Below are 17,753 nucleotides of genomic sequence, written 5' to 3' on the forward strand. Positions count from 1 at the left end.
ACCACCTGGAGGGCAGGGGACGAAGATCCCCTGCCCGAGCCCTTGCCATGGAAAGGGGCGTCCGGTGGAGGGGTGGAGGCACGTTTGACCAGGAGGAGCCGGTGATGCCCGGACGGCCGGGCTCCCCATTCCCGGGAAGATTGTCCGAAGGGGGAACGAAGACAGGTCGACCCTCCCAGTGGTAAGGAGCGAGGCGGAACGGTGAGCAGGGCAGGTGGAGAGGTAAAAGGGAGGCCGGGGTGGTTCGAGGCCCTGGCGCTCGCCCTTGCCGCGATGGTGGCCTTCTTCCTGGTCCGGGGCTGCTCCTTCATGCCCTGGAACCGTTCCGGCCGGGAAGTGGAGGTGAGGGTCACCGTCACCCGCGATTTCGGGACCGTAGCCCTCAAGGATGAAAATATTCGACTGGAAGAAGGTGGCAGCGCCATGGATGCCCTACGGGAGGTGGCGGAGGTGGAGACGGCTTACAGCGGTGGCTTCATCCAGGGCATTGACGGCCTGCGCTCCCGCTACGATTCCCTCCTTGGTGGAGGAGAGAAAGTGGACTGGTTCTTCTACGTCAACGGGCACATGGCGGACATGGGAGCCGATTCCTACGAGGTAAGGGACGGCGACTGGCTGGTCTTCGACTATCACACCTGGGATTACTCCACGTTCACTCCCTTCCTGGCCGGATGCTTCCTCCAGGCCTTTCGCAACGGGTACGGGGGCCGGGTCCCGGAGAGCATAGTGATCCTCAACCCGCCGGGCGACGAGGAGCAGGCAGAGGAAGTGGCGGCCATACTGGAGGAGCAGGGGCTGACCTGCGAGAACCGCCTCCTGGGTGAGCACTGGGTTCCCCGTGAGGACGAGTACGCGGTGGTGGTGGGCACGTGGAAGGAACTGGAAAACAATCCCTACCTCCGCGAGGCCCAGTCCAATGCCTCCCGCCTGGGTCTTTACGCCTATTTCGAGGGGGGCGAACTGAAGCTCGCCGGCCCGGGAGGAGAGGTGGCCGAGGTCCTCTCCGGGAGCGCCGGCCTGCTCGAGGGCACGGGTCCCCGCCTGGGCGACGGGCGTTCCGCGCTCCTGGTATCCGGGTTGGACGAGGAAGGCCTCCAAGCGGCTGTGGAGGCGCTAAGGGTACTGGCGGCGGAGGGCGGCAGGCCGGTGACCGCCCTGGCGGCGCTGCCGGGCCGGGAACCGCTGGCCGTGCCGGGGGAGGTGAGGTGAAGTTGGTCCCGGTGTACCGACCCCGGGAGACCTTGATACACGGCCTGCATCCCCTGGCCGCCCTGGCGCTGTACGCCTCCCTGGTGGCCGTGGTGCTGGTGCTCCAGAACCCACTGTACCTGGCAGTAGTCGGGTTGGGCGTCCTGTCGCTGGTTCTCCTGGCGGAGGTAAAGGAGGAATGCCGACCTTTCCTCCGCCTGGGGATGTTCATGGCCCTGCTGGTGACCCTGCTCAACCCCCTGGTGAACCGCCAGGGCGGGCACATCCTGGTCTACGGGCCCGGACTGCCCGTCCTGGGAAGGCTGGACATCACCCTGGAGGCGCTGGCCTACGGGATGGTCTCCGGTTTTCGGCTGTTCCTGGTCATCGCCGTCTTCGGGCTGGCCGGCACCACCGTGAACCCGGACGACCTCCTGGATATCCTTTCCAGTTTGTCCCTGCGCTCCTCCCTCTCCGCTGCCCTGGCCGTGCGGCTCTATCCCAGCCTAGTGGTGGAGGCCGGGGAAATGCTGGAGGTACAGCTGGCCAGGGGGGAGAGGCTGCGGGGCGGCAGCCGCAGAGAGAGGATAAAAGCCCGTTTCCCCTTCTGGATGTCCCTGTTCCGGGGTTCCCTGGACCGCGCCGCCGCCATTGCCGAAGCCATGAGCGCGCGGGGTTTCGGGAGCGGGAAGGTTACCCGGCGTCGCCGCCCCTTCCGGGGAAGGGATTACCTCGTGGTCCCGCTGTCCCTGGGAACACTTGCCGCGGCTGTCCTCTCCTCCATGGGTGGGGGTTACCGGTACTTCCCGACCCTGGATAATCCGCTGGCCGGGCTGGAGATCCGGACGGCTGCGGTGCTGGCCGGGTTTTTTTCGGCCCTGGTAATTATTGGAAGGTGCTGGAAAAGATGGCCCTGGTGGAGATCTCGAATCTGACTTACTGGTATCCCCGGGGGGAGAAACCCGCCCTCCGGGAATTGAGCCTCAGGGTGGAGAAGGGGGAGTTCGTCCTCCTCACCGGTCCCACCGGCTGCGGGAAGACCACCCTCATGCGCCTTCTCAACGGGCTGGTTCCCCACTTCCACGGTGGTGTTCTGCAGGGGAGGGCCCTGGTATGCGGGATGGACGTGATATCCGCCGGGCCCCGTCCCCTCTCCGCCCGGGTGGGGATGGTCTTCCAGGACCCCGAGGACCAGCTGGTGAGCACCACGGTGGAGAAGGAGGTGGCCTTCGGCCTGGAGAACGCCGGCCTGCCCGCCCCGGTGATCTCCAAGCGGGTGGAGGAGATGCTCGCGGGCATGGGACTCTCCCGCCTGCGGCGCTCCTTCCTGCCCGAGCTCTCCGGGGGGGAAGCCCAGAAGGTCATCCTGGCTTCCATCCTGGCCCTGCATCCCGAGATACTGGTGCTGGACGAGCCCACCTCCCAGCTGGACCCCCTGAGCGCGGAGGAGCTGCTCACCGTGGTGCGACGCATCCACGAGGAGACGGGGACCACGGTCATCATGTCCGAGCACCGGCTGGAACGGTGTTTCCACTACGCCACCCGCGTGATCCACCTGGAGGAAGGGAGCATTCGTTTCGACGGCACTCCCTCCCAGGCGGCACGCTGGTGGGGGTTGCGCGAAGGAGCTTTCCTTCCCCCAGTCTCTAGGGTCTTCGCCCGGGCGGGGTGGAAGGAGATACCCCTGACCGTGAACCAGGCGCGGCGGCTGCTTTTCGGTCTCGTGGAGCCGGGTACCGGGGAAAGGCATGGCCGCGGCCAGGAGAGGGGAGAGAGCCCCGCCGCGTTAGAGGCGTTGGCGGAAACCAGGGACCTCTGGTATGTCTTTCCAGCGGGCGCAGAGGCCCTGCGGGGCGTGGACCTGCGCCTGGAGGCCAGAAGGCACCTGGTTATCATGGGAGAGAACGGGGCCGGCAAGAGCACCTTGCTGCGCTGCCTCCTGGGTCTCCTTCCTCCCACCCGCGGAAGGGTCTCGCTGCTGGGGGAGAGGCCGAGCCGGGGGAGGCTGCCTGACCTGGCCTCCCGGCTGGCTTACTGTCCACAGAATCCGAACACCTATTTCCTCTCTCCCACCGTGCGCCTGGAGATGCTGCGCACCCTGAAGCTCCGCGGATACAGAGGCGGGGATGCGGAGAAACTGGTGGAGGAACAGCTGCGCCGCTTCGGGCTGGAAGGAACGGCGGAGAGGGACCCCCGGGACCTGAGCAGCGGGCAGAAGGAGAAGCTGGTCTTGGCCTCCGCGCTGTTGCCGCCCGTGCCGGAGCTCCTGGTCCTGGACGAGCCCACGCGGGGACTGGATTACGGGAGCAAAAGGGAAATATTGGAAATTATTCGTGACTGCGGCGACGGCGGGAGCACGGTGGCGGTGGTCACCCACGACGTGGAGTTCGCCGCCGCCTTGGCGGAGGAGGCGGCCATCCTGGGAGACGGGAAGGTGATTGTGAAGGGCCCCGCCGGGGATATACTGAGCGATTCCCTCTTTTTCGCGCCCCAGGTGAACCGGCTGCTCAACGACCTCTACCCGGGCCTGATACGCGAGGAGGAGGCGGTGGCCGTCCTGAGGGCTCTGCGGGAAAGGCCGGCCGCAGGGAAAAAGCGGGAAGGCAGGGAGGCGGGAGCGTGAAGGGTTTTTCGTTGGAAGGGCGGCGGGATGACGGCCATCCACGCCGTTTGCGGGAGGGGGAGACACCGCCTGCGGCGGAAGGGAGACGACGGTGATGCTTACAAGGAAGGGTCTGGACCGGAACGGCACCGAGGGGAGCTTGCCGGAAAATCGGTGGCTCACGGGACGGCGGGGCTTGCGGATGTTACGCTGGATCCTCCTGGCCTCCATCCCGGCATCGGTCTTCCTGGGCATAGAAGGAGTGGCGCCCTTTTCCCGCTGGTCCCTGAACTCCCTCCTCCTGGCCCTCCTCCTCCTGGCCCTGCTCTTCCTGCGCTTCGAGGAGGGGGATTACGGGGCCCGCGAGGTGGCGGCGGTGGGAGCCCTGGCCGCGGTGGGCGCGGCGGGAAGAGTTTTCTTCGCCGCCCTGCCGGGGGTGCAGCCGGCCACCTTCCTGGCCGTCCTGGCCGGTTATGCCCTGGGGGCCGAACCCGGTTTCCTGGTGGGAGCCCTGGTTGCCCTCCTGAGCAACATATTCCTGGGCCACGGTCCCTGGACCCCCTGGCAGATGCTCGCCTGGGGCCTGGCTGGGGCCAGCGGCGGCCTCCTGGCCGCCTTTCACCGGGAGAAACGCTTGCTCGCCGCGGCCGCCGTCCTGGTCACCGCCTGGGGATTCCTCTTCGGGTGGTTCATGAACCTGTGGTTCTGGCTCTCCTTCGTCTATCCCCTGAACTGGGCTTCTTACGTCGCCACCTGCGCTACCAGTTTCTGGTTTGACCTTTTCCATGCCGCGGGGAACCTGGCCTTCGTCCTGGCGTTGTGGAGGCCGATGGCCGACATGCTGCGGCGTTACCGGGAGCGCTTCGGTTTCCGGTACCTGGGCAATGGCCCGGACGGGATCTCCCTTCCGGGCAATCCCCGGGAGAGGTTGAGCGGTCCATAACCCCCGGGATTCCGATAAATGGAAAATACTAATAGGAAAGCCGAGAAGAGCGGGATGACGGCCGGTAGGGTTACGAGGAAAAAGAAGCGGGGGAAGACCGCGAAAAAGGAACGCCTTCTTCCGGCGGGGGAAGATGGCCCGATAAACGGGAGGCGGGCAGGTTGCCGAAGTCGACCGTTTGCCGGATCTATCCCCGTGAAAAGCGACTGCAGGTGGAGAAGGTGAAGGATCGCCGGGTACAATGGCGGTTATGCGGAGGTGGTTCTCTTGAGGCATAAGGTGCTGGCCCTGGCTTTCGTGGGAGCCTTGCTTCTGTCTGCGCTGGCGGCCGTGAGCCCCGCGAGAGCAGGGATTGGCGAGGCCTTGGCCTACATCCGGGCCCGGCAGACCCCGGATGGGGGTTTCTGCGAGCCGGGCCGAGGGGCGATGGGGCAGGACGTGACCACCGCCTGGTGCATTATGGCCCTCTCTGCTGCGGGCGTTGATCCTTCCTCGGTCAGGTCGCAAGGGCGCTCCCCCCTGGATTTCCTGGCTACCCAGTCCGCCAACTGGAGGAGCGTGACCGACTACGAGAGGACCTTGCTCGCCGTGGTGGCGGGAGGAGGGAACCCTTACGACTTCGGGGGAGTGGACCTGGTAGCCAGGGTGAGATCCTTCCAGAGGTCGGGAGGGAACATCGGCGACGCGGTCAACTCCAACGCCTTCGGTATCCTGGCCTACCGGGCGGCGGGGATCGAGATCCCTCCCGGGGCAGTGCAGTGGCACAAGGCGGTGCAGAACCGTGACGGGGGATGGGGAAACAGCCCGGGGGCGGCCAGCAACCCGGACATGACCGCCGCCTCCATCATGGCCTTGCGCACCGCGGGCGTGGACCCGGGTGACCCCTCCATCGTCTCCGCCCTCTCCTACCTCAGGTCCATACAGAACTCGGACGGGGGATTCGCTTTCCAGTCCTCTTCCTCCGACGCGGCGGCCACCGCCTGGTGTGTGCAGGCTCTGGTGGCAGCGGGACAGGATCCGGCGGGCCCGGCGTGGTCGAAGGACGGGAACACCCCCTGGAGCTTCCTCCTTTCCATGCAGGCTCCTGACGGGCATTTCATATGGATGCGGGGGCGGGACGTCAACCCCCTCTGGACCACCGCCTATGCGGTGTGCGCCTTAGCCCGGAAACCCTACCCGGTGGCCGTATTCCGGGTGGAAGGGAGTTCTTCCGTGGGAGGGGTGACGGCGCCCTCGCAGGCGGCGGGAGGAGAGCCTGCCGGCGTGGAATCCACGGCCGCACCTGGCGAAGAGGAAGCCGCGGCCGGCGAGAAAGAGGGTGAGGCCGCGCTGGAGGAGGCCCCGGGAGAGGACACCGCGGCGCCCGAGTCGGAGGCGGCGGAATTCCGCGTGGAGGGAGAGAAGAAGAGCGGCGGGGTACACTCGGCGGCCTGGGCGGTTCCCCTGGCTGTTCTCGTCCTCGGCGGCGCCTTTGGTTCCTGGTATTTCCTGGCAAGGAGGCGTGCGGGAAAGGTGAACCAGGGTTAAGGAGATTCGGGGATACGGTCATTCCTCGATGACCACCCGTATGTCCCCTTCCTTTTCCGTGACGCTGAAGACGGTGGTTCCCTCCTCGTGTCTGAAGAGCAGTCCGAGGCGGGAGTCGCCGACCCTCATGCCGCTTATCCTCACCGATTCCAGCCAGGGGGGGAGGCAGGGCTTGTTGATGTACAGGACCCCGCGGGGGGCGTCCGGGGTGATGCCCAGGAGGGATTGGAGGATGAGGAAGACGCTGCCCGAGGACCAGGCCTGGGGGCTGCAGGCCACGGGATAGGGTACCGGCTCGTCGTAAAGGGTGCGCCGGAAGCCGCAGAACAGCTCGGGGAGGCGCAGGTTTTCCATGCGCAGGCAGGCCGTCGAAAGGCCCTCCACCAGCCTCAGGCAGGCCTCGTCGGCGCCGTAGCGTTTCATGCCCCGCAGGATGAGGGCGTTGTCATGGGGCCAGATGCTCCCGTTGTGGTAGCTCATGGGGTTGTAATAATGGGCTTTCTCGCTCAGGGTGCGGATGCCCCAGCCGGAGAACATGTCGCTCTCCATGAGTCGCCGGATGACCCGGCGGGCGCGCTCCGGAGAGGGTAATCCGGTAAAGAGTAGCTGACCTCCGTTGGAGGAGACCACCCGCACCGGGTTCTTCTCCCCGTCCAGGGCCAGGACGTAGAAACCCAGATCCTCGTCCCAGAAAAGCTCTTCCACCTTGCGCCGGACGTCCTCCGCCTCGGCCAGCAGGCGTTCGCCGCGTTCCTTGTCCCCCAGGTCCCGGTAAAGCTCCCCCAGGCGGCGCTTGGCGTAGTACACGTAGCCCTGGGTCTCCACGGTGGCCACGGGCATGCAGGGCAGGCGGCCGCCCGGCAGGAGGATGGAGTCTCCCGAATCCTTCCAGTACTGGTTGGCCAGCCCCAGGGGGCTGCGCCGGCTGTATTCCACCAGGCCGTCGCCGTCCTGGTCCCCGTACTCGTCTATCCAGCGCAGGGCCTGGTTCACGTTCTCCTCCAGGCTGCGGAAGGTATCCAGGTCCGCCGTCCACTTGAGGTACTCGCTCATGAGGATGAGGAAGAGAGGCGTGGCGTCCACGGTTCCGTAATAAGGGGTGTGGGGGATTTCGTTCATGCGCGCCATCTCGCCCCGGCGGATCTCGTGGAGTATCTTTCCCGGTTCCTCGTCCCTCCAGTCGTCCACCTTGCTGCCCTGGAAGGAGGCCAGGAAGGCTAGGCTTTCCCGGGCCAGCTCCGGCTTGAGCATGAGGGTCATGTAGCAGGCGATGAGGGCGTCCCTTCCGAAGGGTGTGGAGTACCACGGCACCCCGCCCACCAGTATCTCCCCGTAGGGAGTACGGGTGTGCAGGGCCCTGAGGTCGCGCAGGCTGCGCTGGATGACCAGGTTGAAGACGTTGTTGTCGGTGTGGATGCGCGTGGTGGGTTCCATCCACTCCTCGTAGGAGCGGCGCAGCTCGCGGCGGGCCTCCAGGTACCTGGCGGGCCTCTTTTCCTCGTCTCCCTCGAGGGGGATGACGTGCAGGTCGATGTAGTCCACCTCGTCGGTGGTGAGGAGGAAGGGAAAGACGGCCTCCACGCCCGCCCTGCCCCCCCGTATCTCCTCCGGCGGACGGGAGAAGATGATGCGGGTATAGCGCCGCAGTCCGTCGGTGCCAGTGTAGGAAAGGAGGACCTCGCTCTCCTTGACCCCCGGCCGGTGCACCCTCCCGCGCCTGGGGCGGCGCATGCCGCGCACCTCGAAGATGTCCGCGAAGTCCGAGGCCAGGCTGATGCTCAGCCGCACGTGTACGGGCGCGGAATGATAGTTGCGGATGTATATCCTTTCCACAAGACCGTCTTTTATAAGGCGGCTGCGCCTTATGCTGATGACGTCCTGGGGGATGACGGTCCGGCCCTCCTCCAGGATGTCCGGGTTGGAGAGGTGGATATTGGCCATGTAGCCCCTCTCCAGGGAGGAGGAGAGGAAGAGGGGTTGGACGCCTTCCAGGCGGGTCTCCAGGGTGGAAAGGAAGCGGGTGTCGCGGTAGTAGAGTCCCAGGCCGGCCCGGTTGCCGTGGGTCATGTCCCCGTTCTCGTAGGTGTAGAGGAAGTATTCACCCTCCTTGATGATCAGGGACTGGCGGGGCACCTCGCTCACGATGAAGGGCAGGCCCCCGCCGCCCTCCAGGCACAGTGCTTCGCTTCTCAGCTTGGGCTTCGCCTTGGTCTCTTCCATGGCGTCCCTTCCACCCTTGTCGATGAATTGCGTCCGCTCCCACTCCGTACTGGCCCGCATCGAAGGAAGCGGAATATATATTTATATACCCGGAATTCCGGCGCGTAACCAGGGTTTACCCCGGCGCCCCCGTTGCGATATAGACCACGGTGGCGATCTCAAGCATATACCCGGAATCCCGGCGCGTAACCAGTATTTTAAGCTCACCATGGCTTCCGCTTCGGTTGAGGCATGAGGGGGCGATTTCAAACTCACCCCGCTTCTGCTTTGCTTGAGCGACGGGAAGCGGGAACCAGCCCGGGTCGTTTCGCGTCTTGGTTTATGGTGGCGCCTTAAGGGAAAAAATATTATGTTAGGCATCGCGAAGGGCTTAAAACCCTGAAACCATAACCCCCTTGAGGGGGTTTATCCTATAGGCGCGGTGGAGGAGGTTGGATCACATGCGTATCGCGGTCATCGCTCCGGTGTGGATACCGGTCCCGCCCGTGGGCTACGGGGGGATCGAGAGGGTGTTGAAACTCCTGGTGGACGAGTTGGTAAAACGTGGCGAGGAGGTGACCCTCTTCGCTGCCGGTCCCTGCCACACCCTGGCCCGCCAGGTGATCAGCCTGGAAGAGGCTCCCACCTCCCACATGGGGGAGACCCTTTTCGACGCTTACCACGTGGGGCAGGCCTATAGGGTCATCGCCTCCGGACCCTATGACCTGGTGCACGATCACTCCGGGTTCCTAGGCCCGGCCTTCGCGGGGCTCATCCCCCAGCCTGTGGTGCACACTCTACACGGCCCCTTTATCGCCGATACGCGACTGTTCTACCGGGCCTTCAAGGACGACTGCTACTACGTGGCCATAAGCAGGAGACAACAGGAGTGCTGCCCGGATCTGAACTACCTGGGGGTGGTCCCCAACGCCGTGGACGTGGAGGAACACCACGTCTCCACGGAAAAGGAGGATTACCTGGTGTGTGTGAGCCGCATCTGCGAGGCCAAGGGGACGGAGCACGCCGTGCGCCTGGCCCGGGAGGCGGGGAGGCGCATCCTTCTGGCGGGTAAGATAGACCCAGGCCGGGACCGCGAATATTTCGAGCGACGGGTGCGTCCCCTGCTGGACGGCGAGAATGCCGTCTACCTGGGCGAGGTCTCCCAGGAGGAGAAGGTGCGGCTGATCTCGCGGGCCGCCGCCTTCATCTTCCCCATCCAGTGGGAGGAACCCTTCGGCCTGGTGATGGCCGAGTCCCTGGCCTGCGGGACGCCGGTGCTGGCCACGCGTTGGGGGGCGGCGCCGGAGGTCGTGGAACACGGGGTCACCGGTTTCCTGGCCGATACGCCGGACGGACTCCTGCCTTTCCTGGACCGCATCGACGAGATCGACCCCCTGACCTGCCGCAGAGTGGCCGAGGAGAGGTTCAGCCCACGCGCCATGGCCGAGGCCTATATGGAAATATATTCCAAGGCGATGGACCTGCACCTCAAGCGCCTGCGCCCAGTGCATGCACGGCCCGCCTGAGGAATCCGGCCACCCACCCTGACCGGCCTCCTTGCCCGCAAGGCCCCGCGGTTATACATTTACGCCCGGGAGGGGATCCCGGAGTAACGGTCTCTTTTCCCCCGGAAGGAAAGAGGCGCAGAAGATGCATTACGACGCGGTGGTGGTGGGGGCGGGCCCCGCCGGATGCATGGCCACCAGGGAGCTCGCCGGGAGGGGTTTCAAGGTGCTCCTCCTGGAGAAGGGCAGGCTTCCCCGGGAGAAGGCCTGCATGGGGTTGCTGTCCCCGGAAGGCAGGCGGATATTGGAGGAGAATTTCGGTCCTCTACCCCCGGAATGCCTGGAGGAGCCGGGCGAGGCACTGGGAGTGGCGGTTCTGAGCGAGGGTGGGGGTGAATACCATCTTCCCTTCCACGGCGCGGGTGCCTGGGTGAGGCGCGCCTCGCTGGACGCTTTCCTGGCCCGCTCCAGCGGCGCGGAGGTCCGGGACGGCTGCGAGGTGGTGGACATAACCCCGGGCCGTTTCCACGTCCGGCTACGGTTCCGGCGGGGGAGCGAGGAAGGGGAAGTGGAGGCCACCTACCTGGTGGGGGCGGACGGAGCGGAGAGCATGGTGTCCAGGTATGTCCGTCCCGAGTTCTACCGCCTTTACGCGCGTCCCTTTCTGAGGCACACCATGCTGGTGCTCTCGGAGGGGGAGGCGGACTGGGATCCCCGCCGGCTGGGGATGGTCCTCCGGAGGCGGGGGTCAGGCCTTCTGCGCTTCTTCGTGCGGGGCGGGACGGTGGGGATGGCGGTGAGTTACGGAGAGGGCGGGGACTGGCGCGAGGAGCTGGAGTGGATGCGGGAGTTCCTCTCCCGCCGCATCGGCATGGAATTGAGGGGGGAACCCGTGCGCTTGGCCTCCGCTTCCAACCGCATGGGAACGGGTGGAAGGTATAACCTGGGGGCGGGCAGCGCCCTCCTGGCGGGAGAGGCGGCCGGGTTTCTGGATCCCTGGGGTTTCGGAATCCGCCTGGCCCTGGAGAGCGGCAGGCTGGCCGCGGAGTGCATCGCCGAGAGCGCGGGAGAGAACGTCAACCCCCACCTCCACTACCTCCGCCGCGCACAGCCCCTGCTGGAGGGAATCGCGGCGCGGAAGAGGAAGCCCTTTGGAAGGGTGGGGGAGCTGAACGTGAGCGGGTGGGCCGGTGACCAGGGGCGCGCGGCGCGAAGGGATTTCCGTTCCCTCCGGCGGCGCCTCAACTCCTGAGAGCCGGCCGCGGAAGATAACCGCTCAGGGGGCGAGGGGCCGGTTGACGTCTATCTCCAGCACCTCCCCGGTGGTGGCCCGCAAGGCGAAGACGATGCCCTTGGTATTATATTCCAGAATGGTCAGTTGCTCCCCCTGGTGAAGCCCAGTGGTCTGCCTTTCCGGCGCCCCGAATTCCTTGATCACCTCCACCTGGGCGGAACCTATGCCCACCCCCTTGGGGGTCCTGCCGGCATAGGGATGGCGCAGGCAGATGGAGACCACGGTGTCGAAATCGTCCAGGCCCTTGCCCTTATCCCGGTCCTCCAGGTAAACGGTGAGCTTCCAGGTGCCGTATCCCCAGGTGTAGGTGGCGTAGACCAGGCCCTCCGTGGTGTGTCCGCTGGAGTCTGGTGTCCCGTACAACTCCCTCACGGAGCGGAAGTCGCTCCCGATGCCGATGCCTGCGGCGGACTGCCCGGGAAGGATGGGATCCGCCTTGTGGGATCCGAAGAGACCCTCCTCGCCCGGGCCGACCTCTGCCGCCTTCTCCACCGGGCGCAGGCCTCCGTAGGCGGTCACCACCACCGTGATCACGCCTTCCCGCGGGCTGATGAGGAATTCCACGCCCCGGTCCGCGTAGGAGTAGAGGAGTAGCTCTCCGTGTTCGGTGGAGGAGGCGGAAATGCTGGGGCAGGGACCGAATTCTACCTCCACCTCCTCGGCTGTGCTCCCTATGCCCACGCCGCCCGAGGTCCTTCCGGCGTAGGGCGAGGAGACCTCCACCGCCCCCACCTCGTCCTCCGGGTCCAGGTACCCGTTGCCCTGGTCGTAGAGGGTTACCACCAGGAGCCAGGAAGCGGGGTCGTCTAACCTTCCCCCCTCGCGCGTACGGCCGTAATAGGCGTAAAGATAACCGCCGTCCCGGCGGTGGTCCTCTGGGTCCCCGTGTACCTCGCGGACGGCGGAGAAGGTGCTCCCGATCTCGATGTCCGCCGCCGAGTAGCCGGGCACGATGGGGTCCCTTTCCCAGGTGGGGAGGTCTTTACCGCCCTTCCCGCAGCCGGAGGGGGCGAGCGCCAGGGATAACGCCAGGATGGCCGCCGCCGTGAGTTTCCGGAAGCCGGGCTTGTGGTTCCCATTTATTTCCATGGTCATGACTGCCTATTCCTCCCCCTTCCCCCCACGCCTCTCCGGGAATAGGAAACCGGGAGGCCCAGGTACGCGGCCAGGGTTTCCACCACCGCGAAGGCCCGGGCCCGGTTCTCCGCCGGGGAAGCGGACGTCTCGGAGCGGAAGACCCTGCGCTTCTTTCCTCCCCGCCAGCGGAGATAGACGCGGGCGGAGTAGGAGAGGCTCCTTCCGGAAGGATTTTCATCCTCCTCCGGGCGTTCTCCGCCCGATTCCACGACCACGATCTCCTCTAGGTCCTCCCGGGGGTGCTTGCGGCGGAAGGGGAGGAAGAAGCGATACCGTTCCCATACCACGGCTTTCTCTCCCGGGAGGATGACCAAGTAGGTGGGTGAGGAGAAGACGGCCAGGATGCTGTAGAAGAGCAGGGTCACGGCGCATATCCCCGTGGCCATGCGGGCGACACCCGCCGTGGCCAGGACGGCGCAGATCACCGCGACATAGAAGACCAGGACATGGAAGACCTCCCAGGGCCCTCCCCGGATCTCGAATTCCAGGCCCTTTTCCTCACTGCCCGGGCCGGCCGCCATCTTCCTCTCCTTTCGCGCCAGCATGCCCTCGTGAGCGATTATAAACCATGACCGGCTCGGGAAACGGCCCGGAAGGGCACTACTCCTCGATGACCTTGTAGACCACGTCGTGTTCGCGGGCGTGCTCGATGACCTTGACCCCGACGACGTCGCCGGGGCCCGCCTGCTGGACCTGGCGGTGTTCGATCTGCATGGACTCCACCTTCTGCGTCCAGTCGGAGGTGTGCCCCTTCACGTGTATGGTATCCCCGACCTTGAGCTCGTCCTCGAGCTCGATGGCCGCCACGCCCACCTTGCCGAAGTAATGGGTCACCCTTCCCACCTGCTTCTCCATCCTTCACCTCCCCCTTTCGGTACGTCCGCCCCTGTCCCGCGCCGGGCAGAGAGGATCTTTTCCGTTCCCAGGGATAATTTCTCCCCCTGCCGCCGACGTCCCTGCATGTTCCCAACCTACCCGCGCCTACAGCCATTCGCGCCCGGGCGGTGGATCCAACTACCGGGTGCTCGGCGCCTCCCCCAACTCGGTTGTTCCCCATCTCCGACCGGGATAAACGGCATCGCGGGGGAAATGCGAAAATGTTCGGTCGCCTTTCAGTTCGGTGAGCTCGATTTTTCGCCAGGACGCGGGAGCGACACGATGCTGTAACTTTACGGCATGCACTTTCAGGGTTGGAAAAGATTAAAAGATCACCCTGTTATCCTGGCGAAACGAGCAAAAACTGGTGGGAAAAAGAAGTTATGGCTCCAACTCAATACTCTATCCGGAAAAGGACGGTGTGCAATCCCCTTGAAACCGTTATATAATATTCATGTTCCGTCCGAGGCGAGGAGGGTCAATGCCCGCGGATGAAGATCCCAGAAAGGCGGTACTGCGCCGTCTTCGCCGCATCGAAGGGCAGGTGCGCGGCATCATCCGCATGGTGGAGGAAGGTAAGGACTGCCGCGAGGTCCTCAATCAGGTGGCGGCGGTCCGCTCCGCGATGGAGCGGGTGGGAGCGCAAATCATCACCCATCGCATGAAGGAGTGCCTGCGCGTCCACTCGGAGGACGAGTTCGAGAAGGCGGTGGGAGAAGCCGTGGAGACCTTCCTCCGTTTCACCTCCTCCATGGACTGATTGGCGCGGACGGGGGACCAGGTTTGAGCTGAAGTCGGATCCTCTCTGCCCGGAGGGGGCCAAGTTTTAGAAAACCAACCGCAACGCCCCGAAAATCCACGCCTAAGGGAAGACCTTCAGGCATGCGGACCTTTTTCGGGGATCCTCACGCCCGAGGGAATTTCCGAAGACACTTATCTCCATGCCGCTCATCCTCCTACCGGTTGAACGCACGTCAAAGATGCGTTTTCCTTCCAGGGGTCCTCGCAACGGGGGAGTTGGAGCGTTGAAGCCCGCTGCGGGTTGTGGTAAGAAATACCAAATCATTGTCATTCGTGGTCGTGCGCCGCCTGCGGTTCGGGTACTTTGGAGCCGTACGGCGCCCGGGATCGTAGGCCTTTTCCGCATCCGGGTTACACCTGTGCTCTTCCCGTGAACCTCCACTCACCGGTGCAGGAAAACGTTTAATCGGTACCTTGCGCTTCATGGCCGATTTCGTGATCCGAAAGACGTCAATCCCCGAACGAGGGCCGAGCAACATCCGTGGCCGCTCATCGACTGTCGGGGTTCGCCCGGGGTGAGGGGGATGATCTGGATTAGGTCACGGATACCCAAGGGGGTATATTATGCTCCTGTCTCCTGTTCCTGATCCGAGAGAGGCATGGAGGTGGATGATGAAGGTCACCCGCCGGAAGGACCTGGCGCCCTCCCTGCTCTCCGAGCTCGAGGGGCGCTTCGGGGAGCGCGTCAGCTTCGATGCCGTGGAGAGGTACGTTTATTCCAGGGATATGGGGGAGTTCCCTCCCCTGGTGGGCCGGGTCGTCGGAGGCCTGGCCCAGGCGGTCGTGCAGGTCCAGGAGGTGGAGGAGCTGGCCTGGCTCCTGAATTTCTCGTCCCGCCACCGAATACCCCTCACCCCGCGGGCCGCGGCCACCAGCGGGTACGGCGGCGCCGTGCCCGTGCGTGGAGGAATAGTGGTGGACCTCACCAGGCTGAACCGGGTTCTGGAGGTGGACGAGGCGGGGGCGCGGGTGAGGGTGGAACCGGGCGTGATCTGGTGGAACCTGGAAAAGGAGCTGCGCTCGCGGGGCCTGGCCCTGCGCGCTTATCCCTCCAGCGCCCCTTCCTCCACCGTGGGCGGCTGGGTGGCCGAAGGGGGTTCGGGTATAGGTGCCTATGGCTACGGGGGAATCCGGGACGTCCTCCTGGGGCTCGAGGTGCTCGGGCCGCGGGGAAAGCTGAGCCTGGAAGGGGAGGATCTGGACCTTTACGTCGGTTCAGAGGGTATCCTGGGATTTATTACCGAGGTGGAGCTGGCCGTACGCCCCGCCGTGCCGGAGCGGCCCTTCCTGCTTTCCTTTCCCGACCCCCGCGCGGCGCAGGACTTCATCGATGCCCTCGTCGCGACCTATCCTCCGGGACCGGGAGAATCCGTTACAGGCGGGAGCGGGAGGAAGACGCAGGAAGGTGGTAGGCGGAGGATCTTCCACCTGCAGGTGATCACCCCGGCGCTGGCTGCGCTCAAGAACCGCACCGCCGACCGGACTTACCTTCCCGAGGGATGCTACCTAGTCCTGGTGGTGGTGGAGGGCGAGGACGGAGCGCGGGCGGGAAATGAGCTCTCCCGGCTCGCCTCCTCCCACGGCGGAGAGACCCTCGGGGAAGAAGGGGCGGAGCGCGAGTGGAAGGAGAGGCTCTACCCCCTGCGCATCAAGAAAGCGGGTCCCTCTGTGGTACCGGCGGAGGCTGAGGTGCCCACCATCAAGGTGGGCGAGCTCCTGGCGGAGACCGCGCGCCGCCTGCCGGAGCTGGCCCTGGAAGTGGTGGTGGGTGGCAGGGGAACCTCGGTATGCCTGGGTTTCATTCCCTGCGACTCGCGGGCCTCCGATTTCACCGTCCGCTTCGCCGCCTCCCTGGAGTTCCTCCGCTTGGCGGAGAGGCTCGGCGGGGCCCCCTACGGGGTGGGGCTCTACTTCCTCGACCGGGCGGAAAGGAGGCTGGGAAGGTATAAGAGGAAATTAATGGTAAACGCCAAGCGGGAGACGGATCCCGATTGCTTGCTCAACCCGGGGAAGATACTGGATTCCTGCGCCGATGATCCACGCCTCAAGGCCCTGCGCCTCATGATGAAGGTGGGGAGCCTCTCCCTGCCCCTGGCCGTTCCCCTGGGACGCCTGGTCCCGGGGGTGCGGGTGATGCGCCGCAGGCTCCCGGAAAGGGTGGAGGAAGCCGCCTTCACCTGCGCCCAGTGCGGCTACTGCAAGGAGGGGTGCACCCTATTCGCCGGGAGGGGCTGGGAAAGCGCCTCCCCGCGGGGAAAGATGCAGTTCCTGCGGGGCTACGCGCGGGGGGAGATACCTTTCACGGAGAAGATGTCCAACACCTTCCTCCTCTGCACCACCTGTAAGAAATGTGACCTCGCCTGCCAGACCGACCTGCCCATCGAATCCATCTGGGAGGAGATGCGCGGTGAGCTCATCGCCCGGGGGAAGTTCCACACCTTCCCGCCCTTCGAGATGATGGGCGCTTCTTACGACCTGGAGAACAACATCTGGGCCGGGTTCGCCGCCGACCGCTCCGCCTGGCTCCCGGAGGACATCAAGCCGTTGGAAAACGGCCCCATCGGGTACTGGGCGGGCTGCACCGCCTCCTACGTGGAACAGGACATCGCCCGTGGGGCGGTGCGCATCCTCAAGGAAGGAGGCGTGGATTTCGTCTACCTGGGGAACGAGGAGACCTGCTGCGGGGTGCCCTTCCTCATGAGTGGGAAATGGGACGTCTTCGAGAAGGCCCTGCGCCGCAACATCCGTACCCTGAAGGAGCGCGGCGTGAAGACCCTTTATGCCTCCTGCCCGGGTTGCTGGGTGACCCTGGCCCACCATTACCGGGAATGGGCGGAGAGGCTGGGCCTGGATTGGGACGTGGAGGTGAAGCACATCTCCCAGCTGGCTGCCGAGCTGGTAAAAGAAGGAAAGTTGAAGTTCGAACACCCGGTGAACATGAAGGTCACCTGGCACGATCCCTGCCACATCGGCCGCCACGGCGGCATCTACGAGGAGCCGCGGCAGGTTCTCCAGGTCATTCCCGGACTGGAGCTGGTGGAGATGGAGCACAACCGCGACGAGGGCCTGTGCTGCGGAAGCGTGCTCACCCTCATCGGGGAGACCCGTCCCACCTCCGGGCGCATAGCCTCCCGGAGGCTGGCCGAGGCGCGGGCCACCGGCGCCCAGGCCGTGGTCACCACCTGCCCCTGCTGCGAGTTCCAGCTGCGGGTATGGAACGCCGCGGAGGGGAACGGCCTGAGGATCCTCGATTTCGCGGCGGTGGTGGCCGAGGCCCTGGGGGAGAAACTGGAGGACCCCGACCCGCAGGTCCAGGACGCCTGGGCGGTTTTCGACACCATGATCCAGCTGATGACCCCCCAGGGGATGGCCGATTTGGTGTGGGAATTCATCGATTCCTTGTCCCCCGTCCTGGGAAGGGTCATGCGCCTGAGGAAGAGAAGCCCCGCCCCTCTCAAGAAGGCCGTGTTCGCCGTCACCGACCGGGTCATGCCCCTGCTCATGCCCCGCGTGCTCCCGGTGATGATGCCCTGGATGCTTCCCCGCATGATGCCCCTGATGGAAAAGAGGATGCCCACCATGAGCGATTCCATGCGGGAGCTCATGCCAGCCGTCCTCCCCAGGGTGATGGACCGCGTCATGCCCTACATGATGCCCCGCATTCTGCGCTGCATGCTGTGA

Annotated in this window: 13 protein-coding genes; 9 read left to right on the forward strand and 4 right to left on the reverse strand. The window is 65.3% G+C overall.

Features of this window, described 5'->3' with window-relative positions:
* Positions 1-201 precede the first annotated feature (201 nt).
* From QME84_05695 to QME84_05715, 5 genes are all read left to right on the forward strand, one after another.
* The gene (locus QME84_05695) at positions 202-1,209 is read left to right on the forward strand and encodes a DUF4430 domain-containing protein (GenBank protein ID MDI6873757.1); all 1,008 of its coding nucleotides are present in this window, start codon (positions 202-204) and stop codon (positions 1,207-1,209) included.
* Entirely contained in the window at positions 1,206-2,123 is a 918-nt protein-coding gene (locus QME84_05700; GenBank protein MDI6873758.1) for a CbiQ family ECF transporter T component, read from the forward strand. Before QME84_05695 ends, QME84_05700 begins: the two co-directional genes overlap by 4 nt.
* Positions 2,096-3,811, forward strand: coding sequence for an ATP-binding cassette domain-containing protein (locus QME84_05705; GenBank protein MDI6873759.1), 1,716 nt, complete (start codon positions 2,096-2,098; stop codon positions 3,809-3,811). Before QME84_05700 ends, QME84_05705 begins: the two co-directional genes overlap by 28 nt.
* A gap of 181 nt (positions 3,812-3,992) precedes the next feature.
* Entirely contained in the window at positions 3,993-4,733 is a 741-nt protein-coding gene (locus QME84_05710; protein MDI6873760.1) for an ECF transporter S component, read from the forward strand.
* 267 nt (positions 4,734-5,000) lie between these two features.
* The gene (locus QME84_05715; GenBank protein ID MDI6873761.1) at positions 5,001-6,260 is read left to right on the forward strand and encodes a prenyltransferase/squalene oxidase repeat-containing protein; all 1,260 of its coding nucleotides are present in this window, start codon (positions 5,001-5,003) and stop codon (positions 6,258-6,260) included.
* An 18-nt stretch (positions 6,261-6,278) separates the two neighbouring features.
* On the opposite strand, the gene QME84_05720 is transcribed toward QME84_05715, so the two are convergent.
* Positions 6,279-8,480, reverse strand: coding sequence for a glycogen debranching N-terminal domain-containing protein (locus QME84_05720; GenBank protein MDI6873762.1), 2,202 nt, complete (start codon positions 8,478-8,480; stop codon positions 6,279-6,281).
* A 440-nt stretch (positions 8,481-8,920) separates the two neighbouring features.
* On the opposite strand from QME84_05720, the gene QME84_05725 reads away from it, so the two are divergent.
* Both QME84_05725 and QME84_05730 read left to right on the forward strand, forming a co-directional pair.
* Positions 8,921-9,985 (forward strand): glycosyltransferase family 4 protein, encoded by a 1,065-nt coding sequence (locus QME84_05725; GenBank protein MDI6873763.1) that lies wholly within the window; start codon positions 8,921-8,923, stop codon positions 9,983-9,985.
* Positions 9,986-10,109: 124 nt separating this feature from the next.
* A complete protein-coding gene (locus tag QME84_05730; protein MDI6873764.1) occupies positions 10,110-11,216 on the forward strand; it encodes an NAD(P)/FAD-dependent oxidoreductase in 1,107 nt (368 codons plus the stop codon).
* A 24-nt stretch (positions 11,217-11,240) separates the two neighbouring features.
* Here QME84_05730 and QME84_05735 read toward each other — a convergent pair whose 3' ends face one another.
* The 3 genes from QME84_05735 to QME84_05745 are packed head-to-tail and all read right to left on the reverse strand — an operon-like array spanning position 11,241 to position 13,250.
* Positions 11,241-12,353, reverse strand: coding sequence for a hypothetical protein (locus tag QME84_05735; protein MDI6873765.1), 1,113 nt, complete (start codon positions 12,351-12,353; stop codon positions 11,241-11,243).
* On the reverse strand, positions 12,350-12,940 hold the full coding sequence (locus tag QME84_05740) for a hypothetical protein (GenBank protein ID MDI6873766.1): 591 nt from the start codon (positions 12,938-12,940) through the stop codon (positions 12,350-12,352). The genes QME84_05735 and QME84_05740 overlap by 4 nt, the downstream gene beginning before the upstream one ends.
* A gap of 55 nt (positions 12,941-12,995) precedes the next feature.
* Entirely contained in the window at positions 12,996-13,250 is a 255-nt protein-coding gene (locus QME84_05745; GenBank protein MDI6873767.1) for a translation elongation factor-like protein, read from the reverse strand.
* Positions 13,251-13,752: 502 nt separating this feature from the next.
* Between QME84_05745 and QME84_05750 the strand changes: the two genes are divergently transcribed.
* Positions 13,753-14,031 carry a metal-sensitive transcriptional regulator gene (locus QME84_05750; GenBank protein MDI6873768.1) on the forward strand — a complete coding sequence of 93 codons (279 nt, stop codon included), beginning with the start codon at positions 13,753-13,755 and terminating at the stop codon, positions 14,029-14,031.
* A 653-nt stretch (positions 14,032-14,684) separates the two neighbouring features.
* Complete coding sequence (locus QME84_05755; protein MDI6873769.1) at positions 14,685-17,753, forward strand: FAD-binding and (Fe-S)-binding domain-containing protein; 3,069 nt, start codon at positions 14,685-14,687, stop codon at positions 17,751-17,753.

This window comes from Actinomycetota bacterium (assembly GCA_030019255.1).
Classification (GTDB): Bacteria; Actinomycetota; Geothermincolia; order Geothermincolales; family RBG-13-55-18; genus Solincola_A.